Annotated in this window: 21 protein-coding genes; 18 read left to right on the top strand and 3 right to left on the bottom strand. The window is 68.6% G+C overall.

Annotated features, from left to right (window positions below):
• Positions 1 to 338 precede the first annotated feature (338 nt).
• The 6 genes from IEY91_RS02160 to IEY91_RS02135 all read left to right on the top strand — a co-directional run bounded on the left by IEY91_RS02160 (position 339) and on the right by IEY91_RS02135 (position 6964).
• Positions 339 to 806 (top strand): DUF2563 family protein, encoded by a 468-nt coding sequence (locus tag IEY91_RS02160; RefSeq protein WP_229696627.1) that lies wholly within the window; start codon positions 339 to 341, stop codon positions 804 to 806.
• Positions 806 to 2413 (top strand): translation initiation factor IF-2, encoded by a 1608-nt coding sequence (locus tag IEY91_RS02155; protein WP_189172576.1) that lies wholly within the window; start codon positions 806 to 808, stop codon positions 2411 to 2413. The genes IEY91_RS02160 and IEY91_RS02155 overlap by 1 nt, the downstream gene beginning before the upstream one ends.
• A 29-nt stretch (positions 2414 to 2442) precedes the next feature.
• On the top strand, positions 2443 to 3699 hold the full coding sequence (gene mycP, locus IEY91_RS02150; protein ID WP_189172575.1) for a type VII secretion-associated serine protease mycosin: 1257 nt from the start codon (positions 2443 to 2445) through the stop codon (positions 3697 to 3699).
• A 1-nt stretch (position 3700) separates the two neighbouring features.
• On the top strand, positions 3701 to 4117 hold the full coding sequence (locus IEY91_RS02145) for a hypothetical protein (protein WP_189172574.1): 417 nt from the start codon (positions 3701 to 3703) through the stop codon (positions 4115 to 4117).
• Positions 4118 to 4148: 31 nt separating this feature from the next.
• Positions 4149 to 6326, top strand: coding sequence for an FUSC family protein (locus IEY91_RS02140; protein WP_189172573.1), 2178 nt, complete (start codon positions 4149 to 4151; stop codon positions 6324 to 6326).
• Between the two features lie 122 nt (positions 6327 to 6448).
• Positions 6449 to 6964 carry a hypothetical protein gene (locus IEY91_RS02135; protein WP_164321179.1) on the top strand — a complete coding sequence of 172 codons (516 nt, stop codon included), beginning with the start codon at positions 6449 to 6451 and terminating at the stop codon, positions 6962 to 6964.
• 62 nt (positions 6965 to 7026) lie between these two features.
• On the opposite strand, the gene IEY91_RS02130 is transcribed toward IEY91_RS02135, so the two are convergent.
• A complete protein-coding gene (locus tag IEY91_RS02130; protein WP_189172572.1) occupies positions 7027 to 8382 on the bottom strand; it encodes a M14 family metallopeptidase in 1356 nt (451 codons plus the stop codon).
• A gap of 273 nt (positions 8383 to 8655) precedes the next feature.
• On the opposite strand from IEY91_RS02130, the gene IEY91_RS02125 reads away from it, so the two are divergent.
• Both IEY91_RS02125 and IEY91_RS02120 read left to right on the top strand, forming a co-directional pair.
• Positions 8656 to 10017, top strand: a complete 1362-nt coding sequence (locus IEY91_RS02125) for an Nramp family divalent metal transporter (RefSeq protein WP_189172571.1) — start codon at positions 8656 to 8658, stop codon at positions 10015 to 10017.
• A 162-nt stretch (positions 10018 to 10179) separates the two neighbouring features.
• Entirely contained in the window at positions 10180 to 11154 is a 975-nt protein-coding gene (locus IEY91_RS02120) for an endonuclease/exonuclease/phosphatase family protein (RefSeq protein ID WP_189172570.1), read from the top strand.
• Positions 11155 to 11221: 67 nt separating this feature from the next.
• On the opposite strand, the gene IEY91_RS02115 is transcribed toward IEY91_RS02120, so the two are convergent.
• On the bottom strand, positions 11222 to 12283 hold the full coding sequence (locus IEY91_RS02115; protein WP_189172569.1) for a chitinase: 1062 nt from the start codon (positions 12281 to 12283) through the stop codon (positions 11222 to 11224).
• Positions 12284 to 12486: 203 nt separating this feature from the next.
• On the opposite strand from IEY91_RS02115, the gene IEY91_RS02110 reads away from it, so the two are divergent.
• From IEY91_RS02110 to IEY91_RS02080, 7 genes are all read left to right on the top strand, one after another.
• Complete coding sequence (locus IEY91_RS02110; RefSeq protein WP_229696626.1) at positions 12487 to 13467, top strand: hypothetical protein; 981 nt, start codon at positions 12487 to 12489, stop codon at positions 13465 to 13467.
• 156 nt (positions 13468 to 13623) lie between these two features.
• On the top strand, positions 13624 to 14337 hold the full coding sequence (cpaB, locus tag IEY91_RS02105; RefSeq protein ID WP_164321168.1) for a Flp pilus assembly protein CpaB: 714 nt from the start codon (positions 13624 to 13626) through the stop codon (positions 14335 to 14337).
• Between the two features lie 67 nt (positions 14338 to 14404).
• Positions 14405 to 16024: a CpaE/TadZ family protein gene (locus tag IEY91_RS02100; protein ID WP_189172568.1), complete on the top strand. Its 1620-nt coding sequence runs from the start codon at positions 14405 to 14407 to the stop codon at positions 16022 to 16024.
• The gene (locus IEY91_RS02095; RefSeq protein ID WP_444545461.1) at positions 16021 to 16491 is read left to right on the top strand and encodes a TadE family protein; all 471 of its coding nucleotides are present in this window, start codon (positions 16021 to 16023) and stop codon (positions 16489 to 16491) included. Before IEY91_RS02100 ends, IEY91_RS02095 begins: the two co-directional genes overlap by 4 nt.
• 5 nt (positions 16492 to 16496) lie before the next feature.
• Positions 16497 to 17837 carry a TadA family conjugal transfer-associated ATPase gene (locus IEY91_RS02090; RefSeq protein ID WP_164321164.1) on the top strand — a complete coding sequence of 447 codons (1341 nt, stop codon included), beginning with the start codon at positions 16497 to 16499 and terminating at the stop codon, positions 17835 to 17837.
• A gap of 49 nt (positions 17838 to 17886) precedes the next feature.
• Complete coding sequence (locus tag IEY91_RS02085; protein WP_189172567.1) at positions 17887 to 18834, top strand: type II secretion system F family protein; 948 nt, start codon at positions 17887 to 17889, stop codon at positions 18832 to 18834.
• A gap of 1 nt (position 18835) precedes the next feature.
• Positions 18836 to 19726, top strand: coding sequence for a DUF5936 domain-containing protein (locus IEY91_RS02080; RefSeq protein WP_268240843.1), 891 nt, complete (start codon positions 18836 to 18838; stop codon positions 19724 to 19726).
• Positions 19727 to 19745: 19 nt separating this feature from the next.
• Here the strand turns inward: IEY91_RS02080 and IEY91_RS02075 are convergent, their stop codons facing one another.
• Positions 19746 to 19946 carry a hypothetical protein gene (locus IEY91_RS02075; RefSeq protein ID WP_189172566.1) on the bottom strand — a complete coding sequence of 67 codons (201 nt, stop codon included), beginning with the start codon at positions 19944 to 19946 and terminating at the stop codon, positions 19746 to 19748.
• Positions 19947 to 20220: 274 nt separating this feature from the next.
• Here IEY91_RS02075 and IEY91_RS02070 point away from each other — a divergent pair, with 274 nt between their 5' ends.
• The 3 genes from IEY91_RS02070 to IEY91_RS02060 are packed head-to-tail and all read left to right on the top strand — an operon-like array spanning position 20221 to position 22890.
• Complete coding sequence (locus tag IEY91_RS02070; RefSeq protein WP_189172565.1) at positions 20221 to 20664, top strand: hypothetical protein; 444 nt, start codon at positions 20221 to 20223, stop codon at positions 20662 to 20664.
• A 28-nt stretch (positions 20665 to 20692) separates the two neighbouring features.
• Positions 20693 to 22093, top strand: coding sequence for a hypothetical protein (locus IEY91_RS02065; protein WP_189172564.1), 1401 nt, complete (start codon positions 20693 to 20695; stop codon positions 22091 to 22093).
• Complete coding sequence (locus tag IEY91_RS02060) at positions 22090 to 22890, top strand: hypothetical protein (RefSeq protein WP_189172563.1); 801 nt, start codon at positions 22090 to 22092, stop codon at positions 22888 to 22890. The genes IEY91_RS02065 and IEY91_RS02060 overlap by 4 nt, the downstream gene beginning before the upstream one ends.
• The last annotated feature ends 258 nt before the right edge of the window (positions 22891 to 23148 follow it).

Below are 23148 nucleotides of genomic sequence, written 5' to 3'. Positions count from 1 at the left end.
GCCATCCATCGCGTGGACGCGTTCGCGGCGCTGCCGCACTCACTCAAGTGGGCGACTGCTCACCGACGTTGAGCCCAGGCCACGCCGACCGGCGAAGGAGCCGGGCTTTGTCTCAAAGGGGCCGGTCGCGGGTGTGCGGGCAGCCGTACGCAGAGCTCCGCTGGGCCCACGGCACCAAGTCCTGGCCTGAACCTGATCGTATGGGTGATCACCTGGCTGCGAACTGTCATATCCCGTGGCTAGAGTTGCGCAGTAGTTCGCGATAGCTACGCAGTCAGGCTTTGGTCACTCCAGGGGTGGGATTGGTGGCGTCAGAGAAGTCAGGCGATTCGTCGTGGATGCCGGATGTGCTCGGCAGCGCGCGGGAGGCCGCCGCCGATGTGGCCACGGAGTTCTCGTCCTTCGTCAGGTTCCAGCAGCGCGTCGACGATCTGATCCGGGACCTCAAAGGGTCACCGGCCGGCCCGGCCGAGGTGGGTCAAGAGCAGCTCGCACGCGCCCAGTTCGGCGGCGGGGACGGGGCCTGGGCCGAGGCCGCCGGGCTCTTCGGCGCGTACGAAACGGTGATCACCGAACTCGAGACCCTGTCCAAGCTGCTGTCCGACTCCATAGAGGGCATGGGCATCGCGGTCCTCGCCTCGCACAAGGGCTATCGGAACGTCGACGAGGACATTCGCGATCGCATGGCGGAGATCAGCGCGGGGATCTCTGAGCGATACGGGATTGCCGGGGGCGGGGAGAAGCCGGGCCGGGCGGACCGTGGACCGGCGGATCGGGCGGCGGGCGACGCGGGAGGGACGATCTGATGGGCGACGGAGGGGGCACCTCGTTCGAGTCCATGAGCCACGAGCAGATGCTGGCGTGGCTGGACCAGGCGAACGGCGGCGTCGTCCAGGCGGCCGCCGACCGGCTCGTCGCCGCGGCCACGGAGATCCGCAAGATCGCGGACGAGCTGAAGGTGCGCCCGCAGTGGGTGCGGTGGAAGGGCGAGGGCGCGAACGCGTTCCGCACCTGGAGCGGTCAACTGGCCAACACCACACACCGCCTGGGGGACTTCAGCGAGGACTCCGCGAAGTGGCTCGCCCGTGCTTCGGAGGCGATCGCCACAGCCCAGGCGTCGATCCCGCGCGACAAGGCCGGCGCGGAGGGCAACTTGAAGGCGGCCCAGTCCGCGCCCAATGACCCGGACGCGCGGGTGGTCGGCGCCAAGTCGGCGGATGAGCTGGCGCGGATCGCGGAGGGCAAGGAGAAGGTGCGGCAGGAGGCCGCGGCGGAGATGCGCAAGCTGGGGCAGGCGTATCAGTTGTCGGCGCAGCAGTTGGAGGGGTTGGAGAGGCCTCGGTTTCGGCCGTTGCCGGAGGCGGTTCAGCCGGGGCCGCAGCATTTTCGCCAGTCCGAAGCGCCCTCATCCGAATGGCGTGGTGCCGCGCTGTCGCCGTCGTCGCCTGCCGCCGTCGCGGCGGGAGGGCCGTCCGCGGTCGGGTTGCCGCCGTCATCGGCCGAGAACGTGGCCCCTTCCGGAGGGATGGGCGGTGGGCCCGATGGGCCGGGCACGGCTCAGCGGACCTCCGTGCCCCAGGCCCCGGGCCCCGGGGGCGTCGGGCCTGTGGCTGTCGAGCCCGTGGGCGTCGAGATCGACGGGACATCGACGCTGCCTCAGGCACCGTCGGCGCCTCCGGCCAACCCCGGCGGCCCGCCGAGCAGCGGTAGGCCTGACGGCGGCACAGCCCAGCCGACGGGCGTATTCCCGCCGACTTTGGGCGGCCCGCGGCTGCCCGTGAATCCCGCGATGCCGCCGGGCCCGGGGCGCGCGATGCCGACCGGTGGGCGTCCCCCGACACAGCCGGGCCCGGGACCGACCGGGCCTGTTCCCGGACGCGCCCCGGCCGGTGGCCCACCTGTGCCTCCGAATTCGCCCGGTCCGACACGGCCCGTGGTCGGCGGCACGCCGACGTTGCCTCCCGGCCGGGCGGGCGGGGCACCGCCCGGGCCTTCGGCGGGCCGCGACGGGATCGTCGGCGGCCGACCCGCACCCTCGACGCCCGGCGGGCTGCCACGAGGTTCGGCCATCGGCGGCCCCAACGCGGGTACCGGCGCGAGAGGACCGGTAGTTGGACGAGGCCCAATGGGCCCGGGCAGTGGTGTTGTAGGCGGACAGCCGCGGCAGCAAGGGCGTGCGGGCGATGCACGAGGGTTCACATCGGGTGGCTCAGGCCTCGGGCAGGGCAGGAACCCCGCAGGCGGCGGGTCCGCTTCCAGCCCCACCGGGCGCAACGGCATGCCGTTGAGTACCCCTCGGCCGTCAGCCACGCGACGTGACGACGAGCGGCGTGACAGACCCGACTACCTCACCGAGGACCAGGAGGTCTGGCGGCAGGACGGTCGCCGGGTTGTGCCTCCAGTCATCGACTGACCCTGTAGCGAGAAACCCAGAGGAAACAGATGCGTGCCAGCACGATGTGGAGTGATCGGTCCGGAACCATGATCTCCGGCACCGTTGGCCTGTTGCTGGTCGGCGTTGCCGCCGCTCCCGCGCACGCGGAGTCCATCCGCGAGAAGCAGTGGCATCTCAACGCCATGAAGGCCGAGCAGATGTGGCAGACCAGCACGGGCAAAGGCGTCACAGTAGCCGTCATTGACACGGGCGTTGATGACAGCCTGCCCGACCTCCGGGGCCGGGTGCTCCCCGGACGGGACCTGGCTCCGAGGTCTGCGGGGGACGAACACACCGACTACGAGGGGCATGGGACCACCATGGCCCTGTTGATCGCGGGTACGGGCCGGGGAGGTGGAGGCACCGGCACCCTTGGCCTTGCGCCTGACTCCAAAATTCTGCCCATCCGAACGTCGGACCATGGGCTGGACGCCAACCGGTACACGAGGGAGGCCAACGCGGAGTTCAGCCACGGAATCCGCTATGCGGCCGACTCCGGCGCCCAGGTCATCAACATCTCGATGGGCGTCTTCAAGGGGTCGAAACAACTCACAGCCGCTGTGAAGTACGCCCACGACAAGGGCTCGCTCGTCCTTGCCGCCACTGGCAACAAGGGAACGTCCAGTCTCAACTATCCAGCCGGAACCCCCGGCGTAGTCGGAGTCGGCGCCATCGGCAAGAACCTCCGCAAGACCAAGGAATCCCAGTACGGCCCACAGGTGGACATCGCCGCACCCGGCGATGAGACCTACACAGCGTGCCCGAACGGCAACGGCACCTGCAAAGGCCACGGCACCAGCGACGCCACCGCCCTCGCCTCCGCCAGCGCAGCCCTCATCTGGTCCAAGCACCCGGACTGGACGAACAACCAGGTCCTGCGGGTCATGCTGAACACCATCGGCGGCCCCACGGACGGCGCCAAGCGCAACGACTCCATCGGCTACGGCATCATCCGCCCCCGCGTCGCCCTGCAGAACCCCGGCGACCCGGGCCCGGCCGACGTCTACCCCCTGCCGGACCTGAAGCAGGCCGCGTCCACGTCGCCCGCCCCTTCGCCATCCGAATCCGAAGCGGCGAGACCTGACGACGAAAAGACCTCAGCCGCAGCCCCGGCGGTCACCGAAGGCAGCGACGGCGGAACAAGCACAACAACGTGGATCGTGACGGGTGTCGGCGCCGCGGCGTTGATCGGTGGGGCGGCTGCCGTCATGGCCGTCCGCAAGCGCAGGTCCGCCGCGTACGCGCGCGTCACAGGGAGGCCATGAGATGACATGGGACGAGTGGGAGCAACTGAAGGCCGCCGTCGCACAAGGGCATGCGGACCGCACCCGGCTCAACAGCGTGACGGGGCCGAGCACGGCTGCGGACCTGGTCGTCCATGACGACGAGCTGGGCGCGCTCGGCGGTATCGCCTACAGGCTTCGCGATCGTCTCCGGAAGGACTCCGACCACGCGCGGGAGAGCACATTCGGAGCCGCAGTCGAACTGTCCAATGAAGGACTCGACATGGGCTCCGCCCTCACCGAACTGCACGACGCCTGGAACTCCAAGTCCAGGACCCTCGTGGACGCGTGCGGCCACATCTCCAACCACCTCGACTTCACACGCGCACAGCACAAGAAGGACGACGACAAGGTCGCCACGTCCGTCTCCGTGTCGGTCATCGACAAGTACATGAAGTGACGGAGCCGGAGAGGGACACGAGGGCGAGGGCATGCTGACCGTTCAGGACCTTCTTGGGCTGAGGCTGGGCAAACTGGCGTCGGCCGTGGACGACTGGGAGGTGATGACGCGGCGTCTGAGTGAGCTGGCCACCGGCGGGGGCGGCGGCGACAGCGCGGCCCTTCTCAAGCGCAAGGCGGAGCTCGCCGACTGGAAGGGCGTGAACGCCACGGTGGGCAAGGCGTTCGTGGTCAGGACGGCGTCCGAGTTCGACGACGCCGTCACGTCGGCACAGAGCGTCCTCGCGGTGCTTCAGGGTGCGCTCAAGGCGTTCGCCCGGCACAAGGAGGAGATGCAGAGTGTGGCGGACAGCGCCGCGAAGCGCGACATCCGCATCACTGCGGAGGGCGGGGCGGAGGCTCGCTCTCCGCGGGACGCCGCCAAGGACGGCGTTCCCACGCAGATGGATCTGATCGCGACCATGCGGGACGCGACGCGAGTCCTCCAGGAGGCGGACGAGACGGACCGGGTCGCCGAACGGGCCCTGCGGGCACTGGCACGCGGCAAGCACGACTTCTCCGACGTCCGTGTGAACAGCCTCGATCACGCGAAGGACCTTCAGGGCCGGGCCGACGCCGACCGCTGGGCCAAGGAGGTCGCCAAGGGCGACGTCGCCGGATGGAGCGACGAGAAGCTCAAGCGCTTCAACGACGACCTCGCCCGCTACCGCGACACTCCCGCATTCGGCGAGCGCTTCGCCACCAAGCTGGGCGCCGAGGGCACACTCCGCTTCTGGCGCGACCTCGCCCACCCGGCCGACACGTTGGGCGCGGTGGGGCGCGAACGCGCCGAGATCCTGGGAGGCGTGCAGGAGAACCTGAGCCTCACACTGGCCGCGGCCACCAGCGTCGACAGCCCGGCGATGGACGCGTGGAAGAAGGACATGATCGAGGCCGGCGGCCAACGCCTGCCCGCCGCACCGGGATTCGGCGCGGGCACCCCGCCGTACGGCTTCGACGTCATGTCGAGCCTGATGCAGAGGGGGAAGTTCGACACCAAGTTCCTTCAGGACTACGGCGGCAAACTCCTGGAGCACGAGAAGGGGCTGTCCCCCTTCGAGTCGCGTCCTCCCGCGAACCAGTTCAACTACCTCCCTGACGCCCCCGGCGACGCGGTTTCCGGATTCATGGAGTCCCTCAGCCACAATCCAGACGCGTCCCTCCAGTTCTTCCACAGCGGTCCCGACGCCAAGAGCAACTGGGACTACCTCGTCGGCCACGGGGACGGCTCCCGCAACAGCTTCTACGACGCCGCCGAACCGCTGGGTATCGGCAGCGGCCCCCGCGACCAGTACGAGACCAGCCTGGGCCACGCCCTTGAATCGGCGGCCATCCGCACCCCCTACGACGCCGACGCACCACCGAAGCCCCACTCGGACGCCAGCGCGTCCTTCGTCAACCGTCTCGTGGACTACTACGGCAACAATCCGGAAATCCTCGAGGATTCGAAGCTGCGGGGCAGCATGGGGAACATCACGGCGGAGTACATGCGGGACTTCCAGGACGGGATGAACGGGGAGAGGCGGATCGCGACCAACGGAAGTAACGCGGACCTTGGCTCGGTGGGGGGTTCCACACTGCGGGACTTCCTGGGGGCGGTCGGGAAGGACCCCGACGCCTACGGTGCCATCCTCAATGCCCAGCAGTCCGTCACCACGGATCTCGTCAACGAGACTCTTCGGGATCGAAGCGGAATGTCCGACGGCATGATCGCGACGGACGTGAAGAACCTGGTGTCTCCAGGTGGCCAGATCGCGGGAGTCATGGCAGAAGCGCGCACGCAGGCCGTCTACGACGACAGAATCGCGCAGGACGCGGAATTCAACGAGGGCATTCGCACCGCTGACAAGTGGGCTGGGCGCGTCATTGACCTCGGGGCCAACAAGTTTCCGGTTGTCGGTGATGTGGTCAGCTGGGTCGCCGAGGATGCCCGTGAGTCCGTCGTTGAAAAATACACTCGAGACTCAAGTGATGTGGCAGGCCAGGAGAGAGACGATTTCTTGAACGATCAACTCGACAGTTCCGGCAAGGCGGTGTTTGACGCAACCCATCGGGCCGCCCTGGAGCAGGGCTACTCGGAGCGCAAGGCAACTGTACTGGCTGATGCTGCGCAAAAGGACATTCAGGTCTTCTACAGACTTGAGATGCAGGGTGGAGGTGGCGCCGGGTGAGGAAAATCTTGTGGGGTGCCATTTCTGCCGCAGTTGCAGCCTCCGTGGGCGTTGCCGTATGGCAGCTGTCGCCATCTGATGAGACTGCTGTTTCCGTACCTGCCCGGGTATGCGATGAATCGTTGCCGGCGAAAGCCGCCGCCCAGATTCTGCCGAAGAGCGGGAAGCGGTACTTCGAGTACATCAACGGGACTGAGTTCGGTACGGCCTTCCGTCCCGGCGAGCCGCCCCCAACCTGCACCGTCACCGGCGGGGGCCAGCGGATAAGGGTTGAGTACAACCGTCACTTCAACGAACCCTCCCTTGGGATCACGGCGGCCGACGACGCGAGGGGGCAAGCCAAGAAAGAGTCCAAGACTCCGGGCAATGCGTCACTCTCTGTCGGAGAGTCATACGGATATGCGTCGAAGCATGGCGCAGCGCTCCTGCTCGACTGTCGAGACGACGGTGAGACGGGAGTCATCGAGGTGAGCGTCGACGCAGGGAAGGAATTCTCGGCCGACAGCTCTGACACCAAAGCCTTCGCTGAACTAGCCACAGAAGCCCTCCGCATGGTCACCCGGCAGGTGTACCGCTGCGACAGCAACACGCCCCTCCCAGCAGGCCCACCGACCCTCGGCGCACCGAGGGGCGCCTGACGGCAAGGCGCACGGGCGTGGGGCGCCCGAACCGGACGCCCCACGTCGTGTGTCGGACAGGCTCATGTGCCGGAGCAGTACTGCTGCTCCTTCCCAATAGACCGATACATGCAGTCCGAGTTCTCCAGGAGCTGCAGCACCGCGTCCTTGTTGCGGGACGTCTCGCGTTCGATGACCTCGTCGGGCGGGTAGAAACCGCCGCCGCCGGAGCGCGGGTACATCTCGAAGGTGTAGCTGAAGATCTTCTGGTTGCCCCAGAGCCAGTCGTCTATGGTGCCGTCGGTGATGTAGAGGTCGCTGGCCTGCTCGGGGGTGTAACCGTTGCTCGCGGCCATCTTGCGGCCGACCGCGGCGTGGGCGTCGCGGTCGTCCTGGGTGAGGCCGGGGGCGGTGTCGGCGTAGGTGTAGCCGTAGGGCCACAGGACCAGTTCGCTGTACGTGTGGAAGTCGACGCCGGCCTTGATCTGCTGCTTGCCGCCGACGACCCGGCTGCGTACGAAGTCGGCGACGACCTTGACCTCGGGGGCGGACTCGGCGGACCGGCCGCGGTAGGTCTCGGAGCCGGGGGTGCCGGAGGAGCCGCCGCAGCAGCCCCACTTGAAGTTCCAGTTGCGGTTCAGGTCGGTGCCGGTGGCGCCGCCGGAGTTGGGCTGCCGGTTCAGGCGCCAGCTGCGGTAGGAGCCGGTGGCGATGTCGTACTCGCCGCCGTCGGGGTTCATGTCCGGCACGATCCAGATCTCGCGCGAGTCGAGCATCTTCTTGATGCGGGCGTCGGTGCCGTAGCCCGCGCCGAGTTCGCGCAGCAGGTAGAGGGCCATCTCCACCGTCAGGTGCTCACGGGCGTGCTGGTGGTGGGTGAAGAGGACCTCGGGCTCGTTCTCGTCCGTGCCGACGTTGTCGCTGATCTTGATGGCGACGATGTCGCGGCCCTGGTACGACTTGCCGATGACGCGCTTGCTCATCAGGCTCGGGTACTGCTGGATGCGCTGGTCGATCTCCGCGGTCATCTCCGCGTAGTTGTGATAGCGGGCGTCGGCGGGCGGGAAGTCCCGTACCTCGACGCGCTTGCCGTCCGTACGCGCGGGCGGCGCGGGCAGCACCTTCAGCTTGTAGCCGAGCGCGCGCAGCTTCTTGGCCTGGGCGGCGTCCGCCGTGACGACGACCGCGTGGTCGCTCGCCTCGTCGATGGACACGCCGGTGGCGGCGACCGCCGTGCGCGCGGCGGGGGTCGAGGGACCCGGGATGGAGTACTGCCGTACGTTCTCGTCGGCCGCGGTGGCGGCCGCCGCCCTCTCCGCGGTCTTCTTGGCCGACGGCGACGAGGTGTCGGACGCGGTGGCGCTGATGGGCGCCGCGACCGCGAGGGCGAGTACGGCCGCGAGGGCCGCTGATCTCTTTCCGCGGATGCGAAGTCGCATGAATGCTCCTGTGGGGGTGGGGGGTTGTTCAGGCGACGCATGTGGAGCGGCGGTGCGGCGGTGCGATGGAGCGGCCGTGCGGTGTGGCGGCGGTGCGGGACGCACGACGTGCGCGGTGTGCGGGCCCATCGTGCTGGGCTGGCATGCTCCGGTCAACACACCTTTGAGTCGTCTGTGTGAATCCGATGAAATGCGGACTCCCGAGGTCCGGCCCGGCACGAGCGTGCCGTACGACCCCTTGTGCCCCACGCGCCCATGCGCTTTCTTGATCGCATGGCTGAAACGACAGGCGGCGGCATCGGCGAGGTCGGCACAGGTGACGGTCGCGGCGGCAGGCCGCTGCGCAAGGCCAGTTGGAAGTACGTGGGCCCCGGCATCGTCGTCGCCGCGACCGGCGTCGGCGCGGGCGACCTCGTCGCCACCCTGATCGCGGGCAGCAAGTTCGGCTACACCCTGCTGTGGGCGGCGATCATCGGCTGCCTCGTCAAGATCTCCCTCGCGGAGGCGACCGGCCGCTGGCATCTGGCCACCGGCCGCACCCTCTTCGAGGGCTGGCGCAGCCTCGGCCAGTGGACGACGTACTACTTCGCGATCTACGTCGTCATCTGGGGCTTCGTGTACGGCGCCACGGCGATGTCGTCCAGCGCGCTGCCGCTGGTCGCGCTCTTCCCGGACGGGCCCGGCATCAAGACGTGGGCGATCATCTGCGGCCTGCTTGGCCTCGGCTTCGTCTGGTTCAACCGGTACGCCGTCTTCGAGAAGGTCATGACGGTCGTGATCGGCATGAAGTTCCTGATCGTCGTGTACGTCGCGATCAGGGTCTCGCCGGACCTGCCGGACGCCGTCGCGGGCCTGGCCCCCGTACTGCCGGACGGCTCGATCCTCTACACCCTCGGCCTGATCGGCGGCGTCGGCGGCACCATCACCATGGCGGCGTACGGGTACTGGGTGAACTCCAAGGGCTGGACCGACATCACCTGGATCAGGGTGATGCGCCTCGACAACCGCGTCGCGTACATCACCACCGGTGTCTTCGTCGTCGCCATGCTGATCATCGGCGCCGAGCTGCTCCACTCCTCGCACATCGCGCTCACCTCCGGCGACAAGGGCCTGATCCAGCTCGGCGACGTCCTGGAGGACCGCTTCGGCGCGGTGACGGCGAACCTCTTCCTGATCGGCTTCTTCGCGACGTCGTTCGGGGCGCTGATAGGGGTGTGGCACGGGGTGAGCCTGATGTTCGCGGACTTCGTGGAGCGGATCGCGAGGGAGCGGAAGTCCGGTGTCCCCGCCGACGGGGTCGCCGACGGGGAGAGCGACATGGTCAAGGAAGTCGCCGCGGGCAAGCGCGAGAAGTCCCTGCCGTTCCGCGCCTACATGCTCTGGCTCACCTTCCCGCCCATGGGCCTGCTCTTCCTCGACGAGCCCTTCGGCCTGGTCGTCGCGTACGGCGTACTCGGCGCCTTCTTCATGCCGTTCCTGGCGCTCACGCTCCTGTGGCTGCTCAACTCCACGCGCACGCCCAAGGAGTGGCGCAACAGCTGGCTCAGCAACGGCATGCTGGCGGCCGCGGGCCTGCTGTTCCTGGTGCTGTGCGTCAAGCAGGTCATGGACGTGGACTGGGACCGCCTGTTCTGACCGTCGCGCCAGCGACATCCAGCCCCGTTCTGGTCCCTTCCTGGTCCCCTTCCGGTTCCTTTCTGGTCCCAACAGGCAAGCAGCGAACGGGAGTTGTACGTTCGTTGCCGTCCCTCCTCCCGCCGGGAGGAGGGGGAGCCCGGGAGACGATCAGGGGGAACGATGGAATCCGCGAAAGCGGCACGAAGAGTCACCCGTACGTCCCGTACGACTCGCACGTCCCGTACGTTCATCGCGGTGGCGGCACTGCTCGGCGGCGGGACGCTGTGGGCGGCACCGGCGGGCTCGGCCGAGCCGGACCCCGCACGCACGGCCTCGTACCAAATAGGCCAGTTCAACATGGCCGGAGGCAACGCCGAGCACGGCGACACCGGCGACGAGGCGCCGGACGCGCTGGTCCGCAGCGTCCAGGACCGCAAGCCCGCGTTCATGACCCTCAACGAGGGCTGCGCGGACTGGTCGGGCCGGCTGCGGGACAGGCTGGCGGGCGAGTACGAGATCTTCTTCGACCCGGTCCAGACGTCCGCGGGCGGGCCCATGGCCACCTGTAAGCACCCGGTGGACCTGCCGCCGGAGCAGCGCACCCAGTTCGGCAACGGCCTGCTCGTCCGCAACGACCTCGGCTTCGACCGCACGACGGTCAAGGAACACAACCTGCGCAGCTCGGCGGACCGGGAGCAGCGCGAGATGCTCTGCGTCACCTCGCCGTCGCGCAAACTGGCGCTGTGCAGCGTGCACTTGACGCACGACAGCAAGCCGGAGCGGCGCCGCGAGTCCGCGGAGGCCAAGCGCGTACTGGACACCGAGTACGCCGGATTCACCAAGTTCGTCGGCGGCGACCTCAACGCCGAGCCGCTGCACCAGGCGCCGGACAACTTCTACGACACCGGCTACGGGCGGGGCGCGCGCGGGGAGTTCAAGGAGGTCGACAGCCACTGCGGGAACGACATCCGCTGGGGCGACGTGATCGGCGCTCCGTTCCCGGTGTTCCTCTGGTGCAGGGACGGTGAGCGCACGACCGGGGACCGGAAGATCGACTTCATGTTCGTGCCGAAGTCGGTCCACGTCGACTGGGCGGACGTCACGAACGCGATCCACTCCGATCACCGGCTGCTGTGGGCCGGGGTCACGTTCTGAGCGGAACCGCCGCGAGGAGGTAGGGCAGCGCCGCCGGGGGAGCGGCGGCGCTGCGCGACGAGCGGGCTTACGGAAGCCCGTGGACGTGCGGCCCGACCGCGTTGGACCACGCGTTGCCGTTGGCGGCGTCCCAGTTGGTGGACCAGGTCATGGCGCCACGGATGCCGGGGTAGGTCTTCGACGGCTTGAAGGAACCGCAGTTGGTGCCCTTGGCCAGACAGTCGAGGGCGTTGTTCACGACGGACGGCGCGACGTACCCGGAACCGGCGCCGCGCGTCGAGGCGGGCGTACCGATGCCGACCTGCGAGGGCGCGAGCCCGCCCTCGAGCTGGATGCAGGCGAGGGCGGTAAGGAAGTCCACGGAGCCCTGGCTGTAGACCTTGCCGTCGCATCCGAGCATCGAACCGCTGTTGTAGTACTGCATGTTGACGACCGTGAGGATGTCCTTCACGTTCAGCGCGGTCTTGAAGTACTCGTTGTTCGTGTTCTGCATGTCGATGGTCTGCGGAGCCATGGTCAGTACGAACCCGGAGCCGGCCTTCTGCCCGAGGGACTTCAGGGCCTGGGTCATGTAGGTGGAGTTGAGCCCGTTCTCCAGGTCGATGTCGACGCCGTCGAAGCCGTACTCCTGCATCAGCGAGTAGACGGAGTTGGCGAAATTCGTCGCCGCCTCCGAGCTGTTGACCGCCACGGCACCGCGCTCACCGCCGACCGAGACGATGACGGACTTGCCGGCCGCCTTCTTCGCCTTGATGTCGGCCTTGAACTGGTCGACGGTGTACCCGCCGAGCCCGGCCGAGTCGAGGTTGAAGGTCACCTGCCCCGGCGTACCGGTGGCGTCCGCGAAGGCGACGGCGATGATGTCGTACTGATCCTGCACCTGGCTCAGCTTCTGCACGGTCGCGCCGTTGTTGAAGTTCTGCCAGTACCCGGTGAGGGCGTGCTTGGGCACGGCCTTGACCTGCGCGTCCGTGTTGCCTTGCGCGGCAGCCTTGGCCGGCCCCTGCGAGTCGGCGTCCGCCGTAGGCGCACCGGCGGTGAACAGCCCGGTCAACGCAAGGCCGAGAGCGGCCAACGCCCCGGCAAGGACACCGACCCTGCGGCGCGGGGGTATGTGTGCGCGGTCCACTTCTGCCTCCGTGGGGGGATGTGGGGGAGTGGCCCGGTGAGGCCCGGGAGGAAACGGTGGCCACCGCTGCTTGCTTGGTCGTACAAGGTGGTCCAGACCAATGCCCTTGTCAAGACCTCTGGCGCCACTTGCCCCCCTCGGGAACAGGTCGATCTCAAGGTGAACAGTGGGAAGTTGGGTGTTGAGGTGGCCCCTGCCTGGATATGGTGCTCAGGCAGGAGGCCCAGTACGACAAGCGGGACGACAAGGTGGGCGTGAGGACCGGGACCGGGGGTGTGCGGATGCCGACCGCGATAGCCGTCACCAGCCCCGAGCTGGTGCTGCCCTCGCCCGACCGCCACACCCCGACCGCCGCAGTCCTGCAGAGCGCCGTCCAGGCGACGAAGACGCACTCGTCGAAGTCGCTCGCGACGTACTCGCTGGACGACGCCCTCACCGAGATGCACACCCTGATCGAGTACCACGGGTACGTGATCGTGCTGTGCCCGGCCTCCGCCCCGGACTCCGTGCGGCATCGGCTGCACGCCATCCGGTCCGTGCTCGAGAGTGACCGGATTGCCTTTGTGCGTAGTGATCTGCCGCCTCTTGGGCTGTCTGTTCTCGCGCTTCAGTTGCGGCAGTTGTCCATATGCGACTTCAGTCCGGGGGTGCTCGCCTGCGCCGCCCGGCTTCTCAGTCATTACATCTACGCGGGCGCCCTCCTCGGCTCCGTCGCCAAGCTCGACCGCGTGCCCGTCACCCTCCGCTCGCACGCCAAGTCCTGGGTTCCGGGCGCGCAGTTCGCGGTACTCGCCACGCCGCGGCCCGAGCTGGTCAAGGTGAGTGGTGGGGGTGATGCGCTGCTGCAAGGGCCCGGGTTCAGTACGAAAATGCTGTACGCGGCGGGGCAGCTCGCGCCCGACTGGGTGGTCGGGGAGCTGGCGGGCGCATGGAACGTGCAGGGGGCGGCCGACGTGAAGCTGCCCGCCGAGTCGGCGAAGTGGTGGGCCACCGGCAAGCTCGTCGAGTTCGCCGCCGCCATCCCCGACATCTCCGTGCTCTATCAACTGGTGTCGTCCGTGCGGAGGGAGGACTGCCACTGGTGCGGTCTCGAACTCATCGGTGACCGCTGCGCCTTCTGCGCCGCGCCGATGAATACGGCGGCCGAACCAGGAGTACGCGCCTTGCCGCGAGGCGCGACGTAACACCCCGCCCCCTTGCGTACGTACGCATCCGACGTCTCACGCACCACCCCGCTCACTGTCCGTAGCCACCCGCACGCAAGCCACCCGCACGCAAGCCACCTGCACGCAAGAACCACGCACTTGCTGCACGATCGATCGAGGTAGGTAGTCCGGCCCATGAATTCACGCCAGCGCCGCGGTGTCATCCTGCTGGTCCTGTCGGTCCTGTGCGCGCTCGGCGCGTTCGCCGGCGTGCTCTCGGTGATCCGCGACGTGAACTCAAAGGTCGGGCCCGAGGTCGAGGCGTACGAACTCAAGACGGACGTCGCGCCCTACAAGGAGCTGGAGCCCGGCCAGTTCAAGAAGGTCGAGATGCCCGAGCGGTGGCTGTCGGACAACGCCGTGACCAGTTTGAGGGAGATCCGGGGCAAGATCGCCGTCACGCAGCTCCGCAAGGGCTCACTGCTGCAGACCGACATGATCGTGAAGCGGCCCCAACTGGAGCCGGGTCAGCAGGAGATCGCGATCATGATCGACGCCGCGACCGGCGTCGCCGGAAAGATCACGCCCGGCTCGACCGTCAACATCTACGCCACTTTCAAGGCCGAGGACGAGAAGGGCGCCGACCAGTCGAAGGTCATCGTGGAGGGCGCGAAGGTCATCGACGTCGGCAAGCTGACCTCGCTCGACGCCGACCCCGACGACGACCGCTCCCGGCGCCGCGAGAGCGAGGCCGTGCCGATCACGTTCGCCCTCGACACCAAGGACGCCCAGCGCGTCGCGTACGCCGAGTCCTTCGCCTCGCACGTGCGGCTCGCGCTCGTCGGGCAGGGAGGCGACGCGGACGTGCCGCGCGGCGACCGTACGTACACCTTGGACGAAGACAAGTGAGCACGAGTCAAGTGAGCACGATGAGGGGGCCACTCATGTACGTTCCCCGGGCCGAGGGAGGCCGCGTGTGACCACCCGAATCCTGCCCGCCGTCGGCGACATGGACGCGGCACGCGCCCTCACCGGCCTCGCCGCGCAGCTCCCGGACGCCGAGCCCGCCGCGCCCGTACCGGACTCCACCGCGCTCCTGGACACCCTCGCCCGCCTCGCCGCCGAGTCCCTCGACGAGCTGCCCGAGGTCGTCCTCGTCCACGAACGCATCGCGCCCGTGCCCGCGCTCGATCTGATCCGCGACCTGGTCCTGCGATTTCCCGCGGTGGGCGTCGTGCTCGTCACCGCCGACACCAGCCCGGCGCTCCTGACCGCCGCGATGGACAGCGGCGCCCGCGGCATCGTCACCTTCCCGCTCGCCTACGACGCCCTCGCCGAGCGGGTGCAGGCCGCGTCCGCCTGGTCGGCGGGGATGCGGCGGCATCTGGGGTCGAGCGCCGTCGAGCTGTACGGCGGCGGGCCGGGCGCCGCCGTCCCCGGGGGCGGACAGGTCGTGGCCGTCGCCGGCGCCAAGGGCGGCGTCGGCACCACCCTGGCCGCCGTCCAGCTCGCCCTCGCCGCGCAGGCCTCCGGCCGCAGCACCGCCCTCCTCGACCTCGACCTCCAGTCCGGCGACGTCGCCTCCTACCTCGACGTACAGTTCCGCCGCTCCGTCGCCGACCTCGCCTCGATCAGCGACATCTCGCCGCGCGTCGTCCAGGACGCGGTGTACGCCCACGAGTCCGGCGTCGGCCTGCTGCTCGCGCCCGCGGACGGCGAGCGCGGCGAGGAGATCACCGACCGCGTCGCCCGGCAGACGGTCAACGCGCTGCGCGGGCGGTACGACGTCGTGGTCGTCGACTGCGGTACGTACGTCACGTCCGCCACCGCCACCGCCATAGAGATGGCCGACCAGGCCGTCCTCCTGGTCACCCCCGACGTGGTGGCCGTGCGCGCAGCCAAACGCATGGTCCGGCTCTGGGACCGGCTCCAGATCCGCAAGGCCGAGGAGACGGTCACGGTCGTCAACCGGGCCGCGCGGGGCACGGAGATCCAGCCGTCGCTCGTCGCCCGCGTCACCGGCGCACGCGCGGCCCGCGCCACGGTCCCGGACGCCCCCAAGGAACTCCAGGCCCCCGTCGACGCGGGCCGCCTCCAGGACCTCGACAGCAAGTCGACCGTCAAGCAGGCGCTGTGGGGGCTCGCGGGCGAACTCGGGCTCGTGGAGCCGGAGTCCGCGGGGCACGGGCGCAAGGGCGGGCGGGGCACCCGGCGCCTCGGCAAGTCCGACCGCGGCGCGGTCACCCTCGAATTCGCCGGGATGTTCCCGCTGGTGCTTGCCGTCATGGGGATTCTGTGGCAGTGCGCTTTGTACGGGTATACGTACTCGTTGGCCGGGAACGCGGCCGATGAGGCGGCTCGGGCCGCGACGGCCGCGTACGCCATGGGTGACGACGGACAGGGTGCCTGCGAGGCTGCCGGGAAGGAACATCTCCCCGGGGCCTGGCAGGACGCCGAGATCTCCTGTGCCCCGGCGGGCGACGTCGTGGAGGCCACCGTCAGGGTGGACGTGCCGCTGTTCTTCCCGGGGGTGGAGACGGGGTGGCGCGTCGACGCGAAGGCGGGGGCGGCGCGCGAGGGGGAGGACTCGCCGTGAGGGACGTGTTGTGGCGTCCGTCCGCCGTCCCGCACGGCTACCGCCGCGTGGTGGGCAGGCTGCCCGCGCCCCGAGCTGTCGGCCCCCGTACCGCAAAGCGCCGCCACCGCTTCGACGACGCCGGCGTCTCCATCCTCGAATTCGCCGGCTACCTCCCCATCCTCCTCATCATCGGCCTCGCCGCCATCCAGCTCGGCCTCGTCGGCTACGCCGCGAACCAGGCCGGTTCCGGCGCGCGCGCCGCCGCCCGGGTCGCCTCGCAGGGCGAGGGCGGCGGGGAGGCGGCGGGCCACGCGGCCATGCACGACAGCCTTGACGCCACCGTCAGCGTCGGCGACGGAAGCGGCGAGACGACCACCGCCACCGTCACCGTCCAAGTCCCCACGCTCCTCCCGTTCGTGGACACCGACTGGAGTGTCGAGAAGTCCGCGACGATGCCCAACGACGACCCCGACGCCGGAGGCTGACCCCCATGAGCCTGCGAGCCCGCATCGCGTCGCCCGCCGACGCCACCGCGCCCAACCGCGACGACAGCCTCGTGGCGACGTACCGCGCGAAGCTCCTCGAAGAGATCGACCTCGCCGAGATGTCGTCCCTGACGGCGTCCGAGCGCCGCGCCCGCCTGGAGCGCGTCCTCAACCACATCATCAGCCGCGAGGGCCCGGTCCTCTCCTCCGCCGAGCGCGCCCACCTGGTCCGCCGCGTCGTCGACGAGGCGCTGGGCCTCGGCGTGCTCGAACCGCTCCTCGCCGACGCCTCCATCACGGAGATCATGGTCAACGGCCCCGACTCGATCTTCGTGGAGCGGTCGGGCCGGGTCGAGCAGCTCCCGCTGCGCTTCGCCTCCGAGGACCAGCTCATGCAGACGATCGAACGCATCGTCTCCACCGTGAACCGTCGCGTCGACGAGTCGAACCCCATGGTCGACGCCCGTCTGCCCACCGGCGAACGCGTCAACGTCATCATCCCGCCGCTGGCCCTGACCGGCGCGACCCTCACCATCCGCCGCTTCCCGCGCGCGTACACGCTGCCCGAACTCATCGGCCTCGGCTCGCTCGACGAGCACATGCTGATGCTGCTCGCCGCGTTCGTACGCGCCCGCTTCAACATCATCGTCAGCGGCGGCACGGGCTCCGGCAAGACGACGCTCCTCAACGCCCTGTCCGGCCTGCTCCCCGCCCACGAACGCATCATCACCATCGAGGACTCCGCGGAACTCCAGCTCCAGCAGGACCACGTGATCCGCCTGGAATCCCGGCCCCCCAACGTCGAGGGCAAGGGCCAGATAACGATCCGCGACCTCGTACGCAACTCCCTGCGCATGCGCCCCGACCGCATCATCGTCGGCGAGGTCCGCGGCGGCGAGACCCTCGACATGCTGCAAGCCATGTCCACCGGTCACGACGGCTCGCTCGCCACGGTCCACGCCAACACGGCCGAGGACGCGCTGACGCGGCTCCAGACCCTGGGCTCCATGTCGGAGGTCCAGGTCCCCTTCGAGGCCCTGCGCGACCAGATCAACTCGGCCGTGGACGTGGTCGTCCAGCTCGCCCGGCACGCCGACGGCTCCCGCAAGGTCGCCGAGATCGTGCTCCTGGTCAGCCACGGCCGCCAGCAGTTCCGCATCGCGCCCGTGACTCGCTTCGTACCGCGCCCTGTCGGCCCGGACCGCATCGTCCACGGCTACTTCGAGCATCTGCCGCTGCCGCGGCCGATCGCGGAGAAGCTGTACGTCGCGGGGGAGCCGGTGCCGCCCGCGTACGGGGTCGCCGGGGCCATCGACGTACTGAACACCAGGGAAGCGATCGGCTGATGAACACGAACACGCGGACGGACATGAGCATGAGGAAAGCGACCGGCTGATGGACAACCCCACGCTGCTGGCCCTGGGGGCCACGCTCCTCACCGGCACGCTGGCCGTCGCCGGACTCCAGACGTACGCGTCCGGGCGCGCCCAGCGCCGGGCCCTTGAGGACCGCCTGTCGGGCGAGGGCTCCCGGCCGGCCCTGGAGGGCGGCGGCCGCGTACGCCGCTTCACGGCCGTCGACCGCCGTCTGCGCCGCACCCGTCTGGGCCGCGAACTCCAACTACGTCTGTCCGCGACCGGCCTGGACCTGACCCCCGGCGAGTTCTTCACGTACGTCATGGCGGTCGTGGCCGCCCTCTGGCTGATAGCGACCGCCTCCCTCGCCCCCTTCTTCGGCCCCATCGCCGGGGTCGTGGCGGTCTGGGGCGCCGTCGTCTTCCTCAACTGGCAACGCCAGAAGCGCATCGAGGCCTTCATCAACCAGCTCCCCGACGTCGCCCGCATCCTCGCGAACGCGACAGCGGCGGGCCTGGCCCTGCGCACCTCCCTGGCGATGGCGGCGGAGGAGCTGGAGGCCCCCGCGGGCGAGGAGCTCTCCCACGTGGCGCACCAGCTCACCCTCGGGCGCTCGATCGACGACACCCTGGAGGAGCTGGCGCAACGCCTCCCGTCCCGCGAGTTGATAGTCCTCGTAACGACGCTGGTCCTGTCGAACAAAGCGGGCGGATCGGTGGTCAACTCCCTCCGCAACCTCACGCAGACCCTGGAGGACCGCAAGGAGACGCGGCGTGAGGTCCGCACGATGCTCTCGGAGGTCCACGCCACCGCCTTCACAGTCCCGCTCCTGGGCCTGGGCTCCCTCCTCCTGATCAACTCCTCGAACGAGGGCGCCCTGGAGCGCGTGACGGGCTCGCCCCTCGGCCAGACCCTGATCCTGATCTCGCTCGGCCTCTACGCCGTCGGCTTCTTCGTGATCAGGCGCCTCGGAAAGATCGAGGTGTGACGTGACCGCACTACTGCTCGCCGCAGTGATGGGCCTGGCCGTGGCCGGCGCCGCGCAGGGCATCCGCATGTACCGCGCGGAGGCGAAACTCCCGGCGGACCTGGCGGTGGCCCTGGAGGTGGGCGCGTCACGCGTCTCGGTGGCGGGCGGGGCGGTGGACCGCCTGGGCATGCGATTCGCGCCACTCGTCCTGCGCCTCATGGGCCCGAAGCGCGTCACCGCCAAACGCCGCCGCATCGACATGGCGGGCAACCCCGGCGGCCTCACCATCGACCGCTACGCGGCCCGCCGCGCGGTGTACGGAGTCTTCGGCGCCGTCCTGGGCCTGATCTTCCTCACCAACTCCCAACCCCTCTTCGCGGCCATGACCTTCGTCTTCGGCGCGGTGGCGGCGGACGCCCTGATCTGGCAGGCCATCCGCGAACGCCGCGAGGTCATCGACCGCACGCTCCCCGACTTCCTGGACGTCCTGGCCGTCGTCGTCTCCGCGGGCCTCGGCTTCCGGCAGGCCCTGGACCGCGTGGCCGAGAAGTACGAGGGTCCGTGGGCCGACGAACTCCGCATCACCCTCCGCCAGATGGACATGGGCGTCAGCCGCCGCCAGGCCTTCGACGAACTACGCAAACGCAACTCCTCGGAGCAGGTGGCCCAGTTCGTCTCCGCCCTCCAACAGGGCGAGGAACTCGGCTCCCCGATCGCCGAAACCCTGATCCAACTCGCGACCGACATGCGCCGCACAGACGCCCAGAACTCCCGCCGCCGCGCCGCGAAAACAATCCCGAAGGCGACGATGGTGACGCTTGTGTTCATGCTTCCGGCGACGATGATCCTGATCGCCTCCGGGATGTTTCTGGGGTCGGGGTCGGACTTCGGGTCGATTCTGGGGAAGTAGACGTGGCGGAATGTGACCGCTAGTTGCCTTCGCCGTGGTGGTGCGAGGCGGCGTTGGCCACCACACCGGCGAGCAGGCATGCCACCGCCAAGGCGAGGACCGTTCCGTGCAGGACTGTGTACCTGTCGGGTCGCGGGAGCATGGGAAGAACCACACCGAGCGCCACCGCGTACAACAGGAAGCGGCCTCCCCACACATCCCCGAAGTTGAGAGCTGTCATGCAGGCATCGGTGTAGGACGAGCGCTCGCCACACCTCACCGTCGTACCCGTCGGTGCCCATGGATACGATCCCCCACCACACCAACGTCGGCGGCAGGGCGAGCCAGAACACGATGACCGGCCACCTGCGGCCAAAGCCGCCGTGTGGCGGGCGAACTCGCGTCGGCAGCCGAATCCGGCCGTTCACGCTGGGGCCAAGGCCAATGCTTGGGTACGGTTGGCGTTCGTGAACACGGCGATGGTCTAACGGTCCGACAGCTACCGGGGGTTGATCATGACGCACGACTTCGGCGAGGAGTGGGCCCAACTCAAGCAGGACGCCCTGGACCGGCGTGCGGCGGAGGCGCCGATGCAGCTCGCACAGGCTGATGGCACGTCTCCCGCACCAGGTGCGAGCATGGGTGGACCGCCCGACCTGGGCCTGTCGGACGGCCCCATACGTAAGAAGGCGGGAGACTTCCGCGTCGTGAAGTCCGACGCTCGTGACCGCTCCAGGATGGACGACTGCGAAGCGGTGGGCAGGACGCACTCAAGCTGGGCGGCGGGTGCCGCGAGCAAGGACTGCGTAGGCGCGTGGCAGCGGCACCTCCACAAGCTCGGTGACCGCGTCGAGGAGGCGACGGCGGGGCTTACCAAGGCGATGGACCACCAAATCAGTGAGGATGGCTCGGTCGCGGCGCGCCTCAGGGCGGCGGGTAGCTGGCTGGAGAAGGCCTGATGGCGCGCCTGGTCCTGAAGGAGCAACGGTGATATCCGTAAAGGAGTTGGACGAGGCGAAGCCGCAACAGTGGCGGGACGCGGCTGACGACGCACTCCGCGCGGCGAAACAGTGCACGACGATCGCTGACTACGCCCGTGACGAGATTGCCAGCACCGTCAAGTCGAACTGGTCCGGGGAAGCGGGTCGTGCGGCTCGCGCGAAGTTCGTCAAGCACGCGGATGACTACGAGGCGGCGGAGATCGCGCTGAAGGCCATGGCCAACGCGTACGACGACCTGGCGGAGGTCATCAGGGACGCCCAGCGCGATTTGCGCAGCGGTCTCGATTACGCGGCCAGGCATGGCCTGAAGGTCTACCCCAGCGGCCGTGTGGAGCTCGCTCAGCCGATTGCCAGCGAGCCGGGTGCTGACAAGTACGAGTCCGAGGCCGACGCACATGTCCAGCACGCCCATGAGGTCGTTTCCGATGCCTTGGTGAAGGCGTCTCGCGCTGACATAGAGATTGCGGGTCGGCTCCGCACGATCGAGGGCCTCACCGCTGTGTCGGACCCCAAGGTCGCCCGCCAGGCCTTGGAGCCGGGTAGCCCTCTCGGCATCGCCCTGCGTCTGACAGGCGGCTTGGACGGCGTGCATCGCATCAACGTCCCGCCAGCCGTGCTCGCCGCCGTGGACAGAGCTTCCAAGGAAACGGGGGTGAGCCGCAAGCTGCTGCTGGCCACGCTGTGGCAGGAGCAGCAGTGGTACCAGAACTATGACCGCGGCCTGCGCAGTCCATTGAGCGAGTTGTGGCGGGTCGGTGAGTGGATGGCGGCTTCGACGTTCAAGTCGGACAAGTCGCTTGGGATCACGCACATGAAGCTTGAGACGGCACGCCAAGTCCTACGGGAGTACCCTGGTCAATTCAGGCTCGAGGACGGGCGGTTGCTCCGTGACGTGAGTGATACGGAGCTGGCTGCGAAGATCGAGGGAAACCCCGAGCTTGACGTGCGGTTGAGTGCCTACCTCCTGAAATACAAGGGCGAGGATCCGCAGGGTTCCGACAGCGACAAGCAACTCTTCACGCTCTACTCGGCAGACACTTCTCAGGTCCGCAGCTACAACGAGCGATACGGCGACGAATCCGACTATCGTGACGGCGACATCAAGCGGCGGGGTAACAACTGGGACAGGATCGAACCGCACATTGACGATGCCATAGCTTGGAGGAACTTGACCGAAAAGGAACGGGAAGACGCTATGGCCCAGCTGCAGGCGCAGACGCCGGGCCGACAGGTCTCCCTGGATCCGATCTATGGTCATCAGCCGGTCGGCGAGGGCGGTCCGGGCCTCATTCCGTCGGCACCCACTTCGCCGGGCGCTCCCGGCCGTGGTACTCCTGCCCCGAGTCCGCTTCCGGCCCCTGTGCCACCGGAAGGCGGCGACCGATGAGGAAGCTCATACTCTCGCTGTGTGCGGTGCTCACACTGTTTGTGCTCGTCGCTTGCGACAGCGTGAAGACGCACAACCCAACTCCGGTTTCGATGCCGAGCGGCGTGCCCAAAGGTCCTCAATTTACCAAAGCGGACGACGTGGTGGTGGCGCTGGCCAAGGAAGGCATCGGATGCGAGATTCTGCGGCGCAGTCCGGGCGGCCTCGATTGTGCGGCCAATATCGACGGTGCGAAGGTGGAGGTTGAGATCTCTGTTTTCTCGGGAAAGATGAGGAAATATCTTACCGACTCCATCGCTGCTCGGCGTGAACCCCCCGTTCCGCAGACTCTTGTAGCCGCAGGGAATTGGTATATCTGGGTGCGGGGCACGGCGAGAGTCCCGTCCGCTGCTCCCGCGATCGCCAAGGCCCTCGACGCCGTGGTCCTGAAGCCCAAGGGGCCCAAGACCCCGAAGTATCCGCTCCCCAGGATCCCTGAAAAGCCGCGGTACAAGCACGTGAACGACCTCGCCGACGCGCTCGACAAGTCCGTGGGATGCAAACAGCGGAAGACACACTCTGTCGGAAGTTTGGAGTGCCGTACGGCGGTGCCGGGATCGAGAGGGTGTGCGGTTCTGTCCCTCCACGAGACGACCGCACGGCGGGATGCGGTGCTGCGCGAGGCGATCAAGCACCGGGGCGTACCCGCGCAGTTGGTCACGGCGGGGAACTGGACGATCAACTTGTGCCAGAAGGGGCTCGGGACCGAGATCGCGCGGGAGCTCGGCGGGGTCCAGGTGTCGTACGACGGCAGGTAACCGCGAGTTGCGCGAAACGTCGTAGCGGGTGCAACCCGGTGTGGGACAGTCGGCCGAGGAGGCGTTCGGCTGTCGCTCTTCCTGCGCCCCTCCTCCTGTGGTGCATGGTGACCTTGGCGGGAGGGGAGGGAACACGCCAACTTGCTTGTCCGGGTGTGAGTTGGTCGCACAGAGTCTCTGCCGGTGCACGTGTTGTGGCGTACCTTGCCCCTGGCGGCAGTGGCGTTGGTATCGGCAAGGGCAGCGGTATCCCCGTGG

This window comes from Streptomyces lasiicapitis, from assembly GCF_014646335.1.
Taxonomy (GTDB): domain Bacteria; phylum Actinomycetota; class Actinomycetes; order Streptomycetales; family Streptomycetaceae; genus Streptomyces; species Streptomyces lasiicapitis.
This window is presented reverse-complemented; position numbering and strand designations above follow the sequence as displayed.

Coding starts and splice junctions, on each gene's coding strand:
- IEY91_RS02140 (WP_189172573.1), top strand. CDS start 4,149: ATGCTGACCGTTCAGGACCTTCTTGGGCTGAGGCTGGGCAAACTGGCG.
- IEY91_RS02075 (WP_189172566.1), bottom strand. CDS start 19,946: ATGACAGCTCTCAACTTCGGGGATGTGTGGGGAGGCCGCTTCCTGTTG.
- IEY91_RS02155 (WP_189172576.1), top strand. CDS start 806: ATGGGCGACGGAGGGGGCACCTCGTTCGAGTCCATGAGCCACGAGCAG.
- IEY91_RS02110 (WP_229696626.1), top strand. CDS start 12,487: ATGGTGCTCAGGCAGGAGGCCCAGTACGACAAGCGGGACGACAAGGTG.
- IEY91_RS02130 (WP_189172572.1), bottom strand. CDS start 8,382: ATGCGACTTCGCATCCGCGGAAAGAGATCAGCGGCCCTCGCGGCCGTA.
- IEY91_RS02125 (WP_189172571.1), top strand. CDS start 8,656: ATGGCTGAAACGACAGGCGGCGGCATCGGCGAGGTCGGCACAGGTGAC.
- IEY91_RS02060 (WP_189172563.1), top strand. CDS start 22,090: ATGAGGAAGCTCATACTCTCGCTGTGTGCGGTGCTCACACTGTTTGTG.
- IEY91_RS02090 (WP_164321164.1), top strand. CDS start 16,497: ATGAGCCTGCGAGCCCGCATCGCGTCGCCCGCCGACGCCACCGCGCCC.
- IEY91_RS02085 (WP_189172567.1), top strand. CDS start 17,887: ATGGACAACCCCACGCTGCTGGCCCTGGGGGCCACGCTCCTCACCGGC.
- IEY91_RS02120 (WP_189172570.1), top strand. CDS start 10,180: ATGGAATCCGCGAAAGCGGCACGAAGAGTCACCCGTACGTCCCGTACG.
- IEY91_RS02070 (WP_189172565.1), top strand. CDS start 20,221: ATGACGCACGACTTCGGCGAGGAGTGGGCCCAACTCAAGCAGGACGCC.
- mycP (WP_189172575.1), top strand. CDS start 2,443: ATGCGTGCCAGCACGATGTGGAGTGATCGGTCCGGAACCATGATCTCC.
- cpaB (WP_164321168.1), top strand. CDS start 13,624: ATGAATTCACGCCAGCGCCGCGGTGTCATCCTGCTGGTCCTGTCGGTC.
- IEY91_RS02145 (WP_189172574.1), top strand. CDS start 3,701: ATGACATGGGACGAGTGGGAGCAACTGAAGGCCGCCGTCGCACAAGGG.
- IEY91_RS02160 (WP_229696627.1), top strand. CDS start 339: ATGCCGGATGTGCTCGGCAGCGCGCGGGAGGCCGCCGCCGATGTGGCC.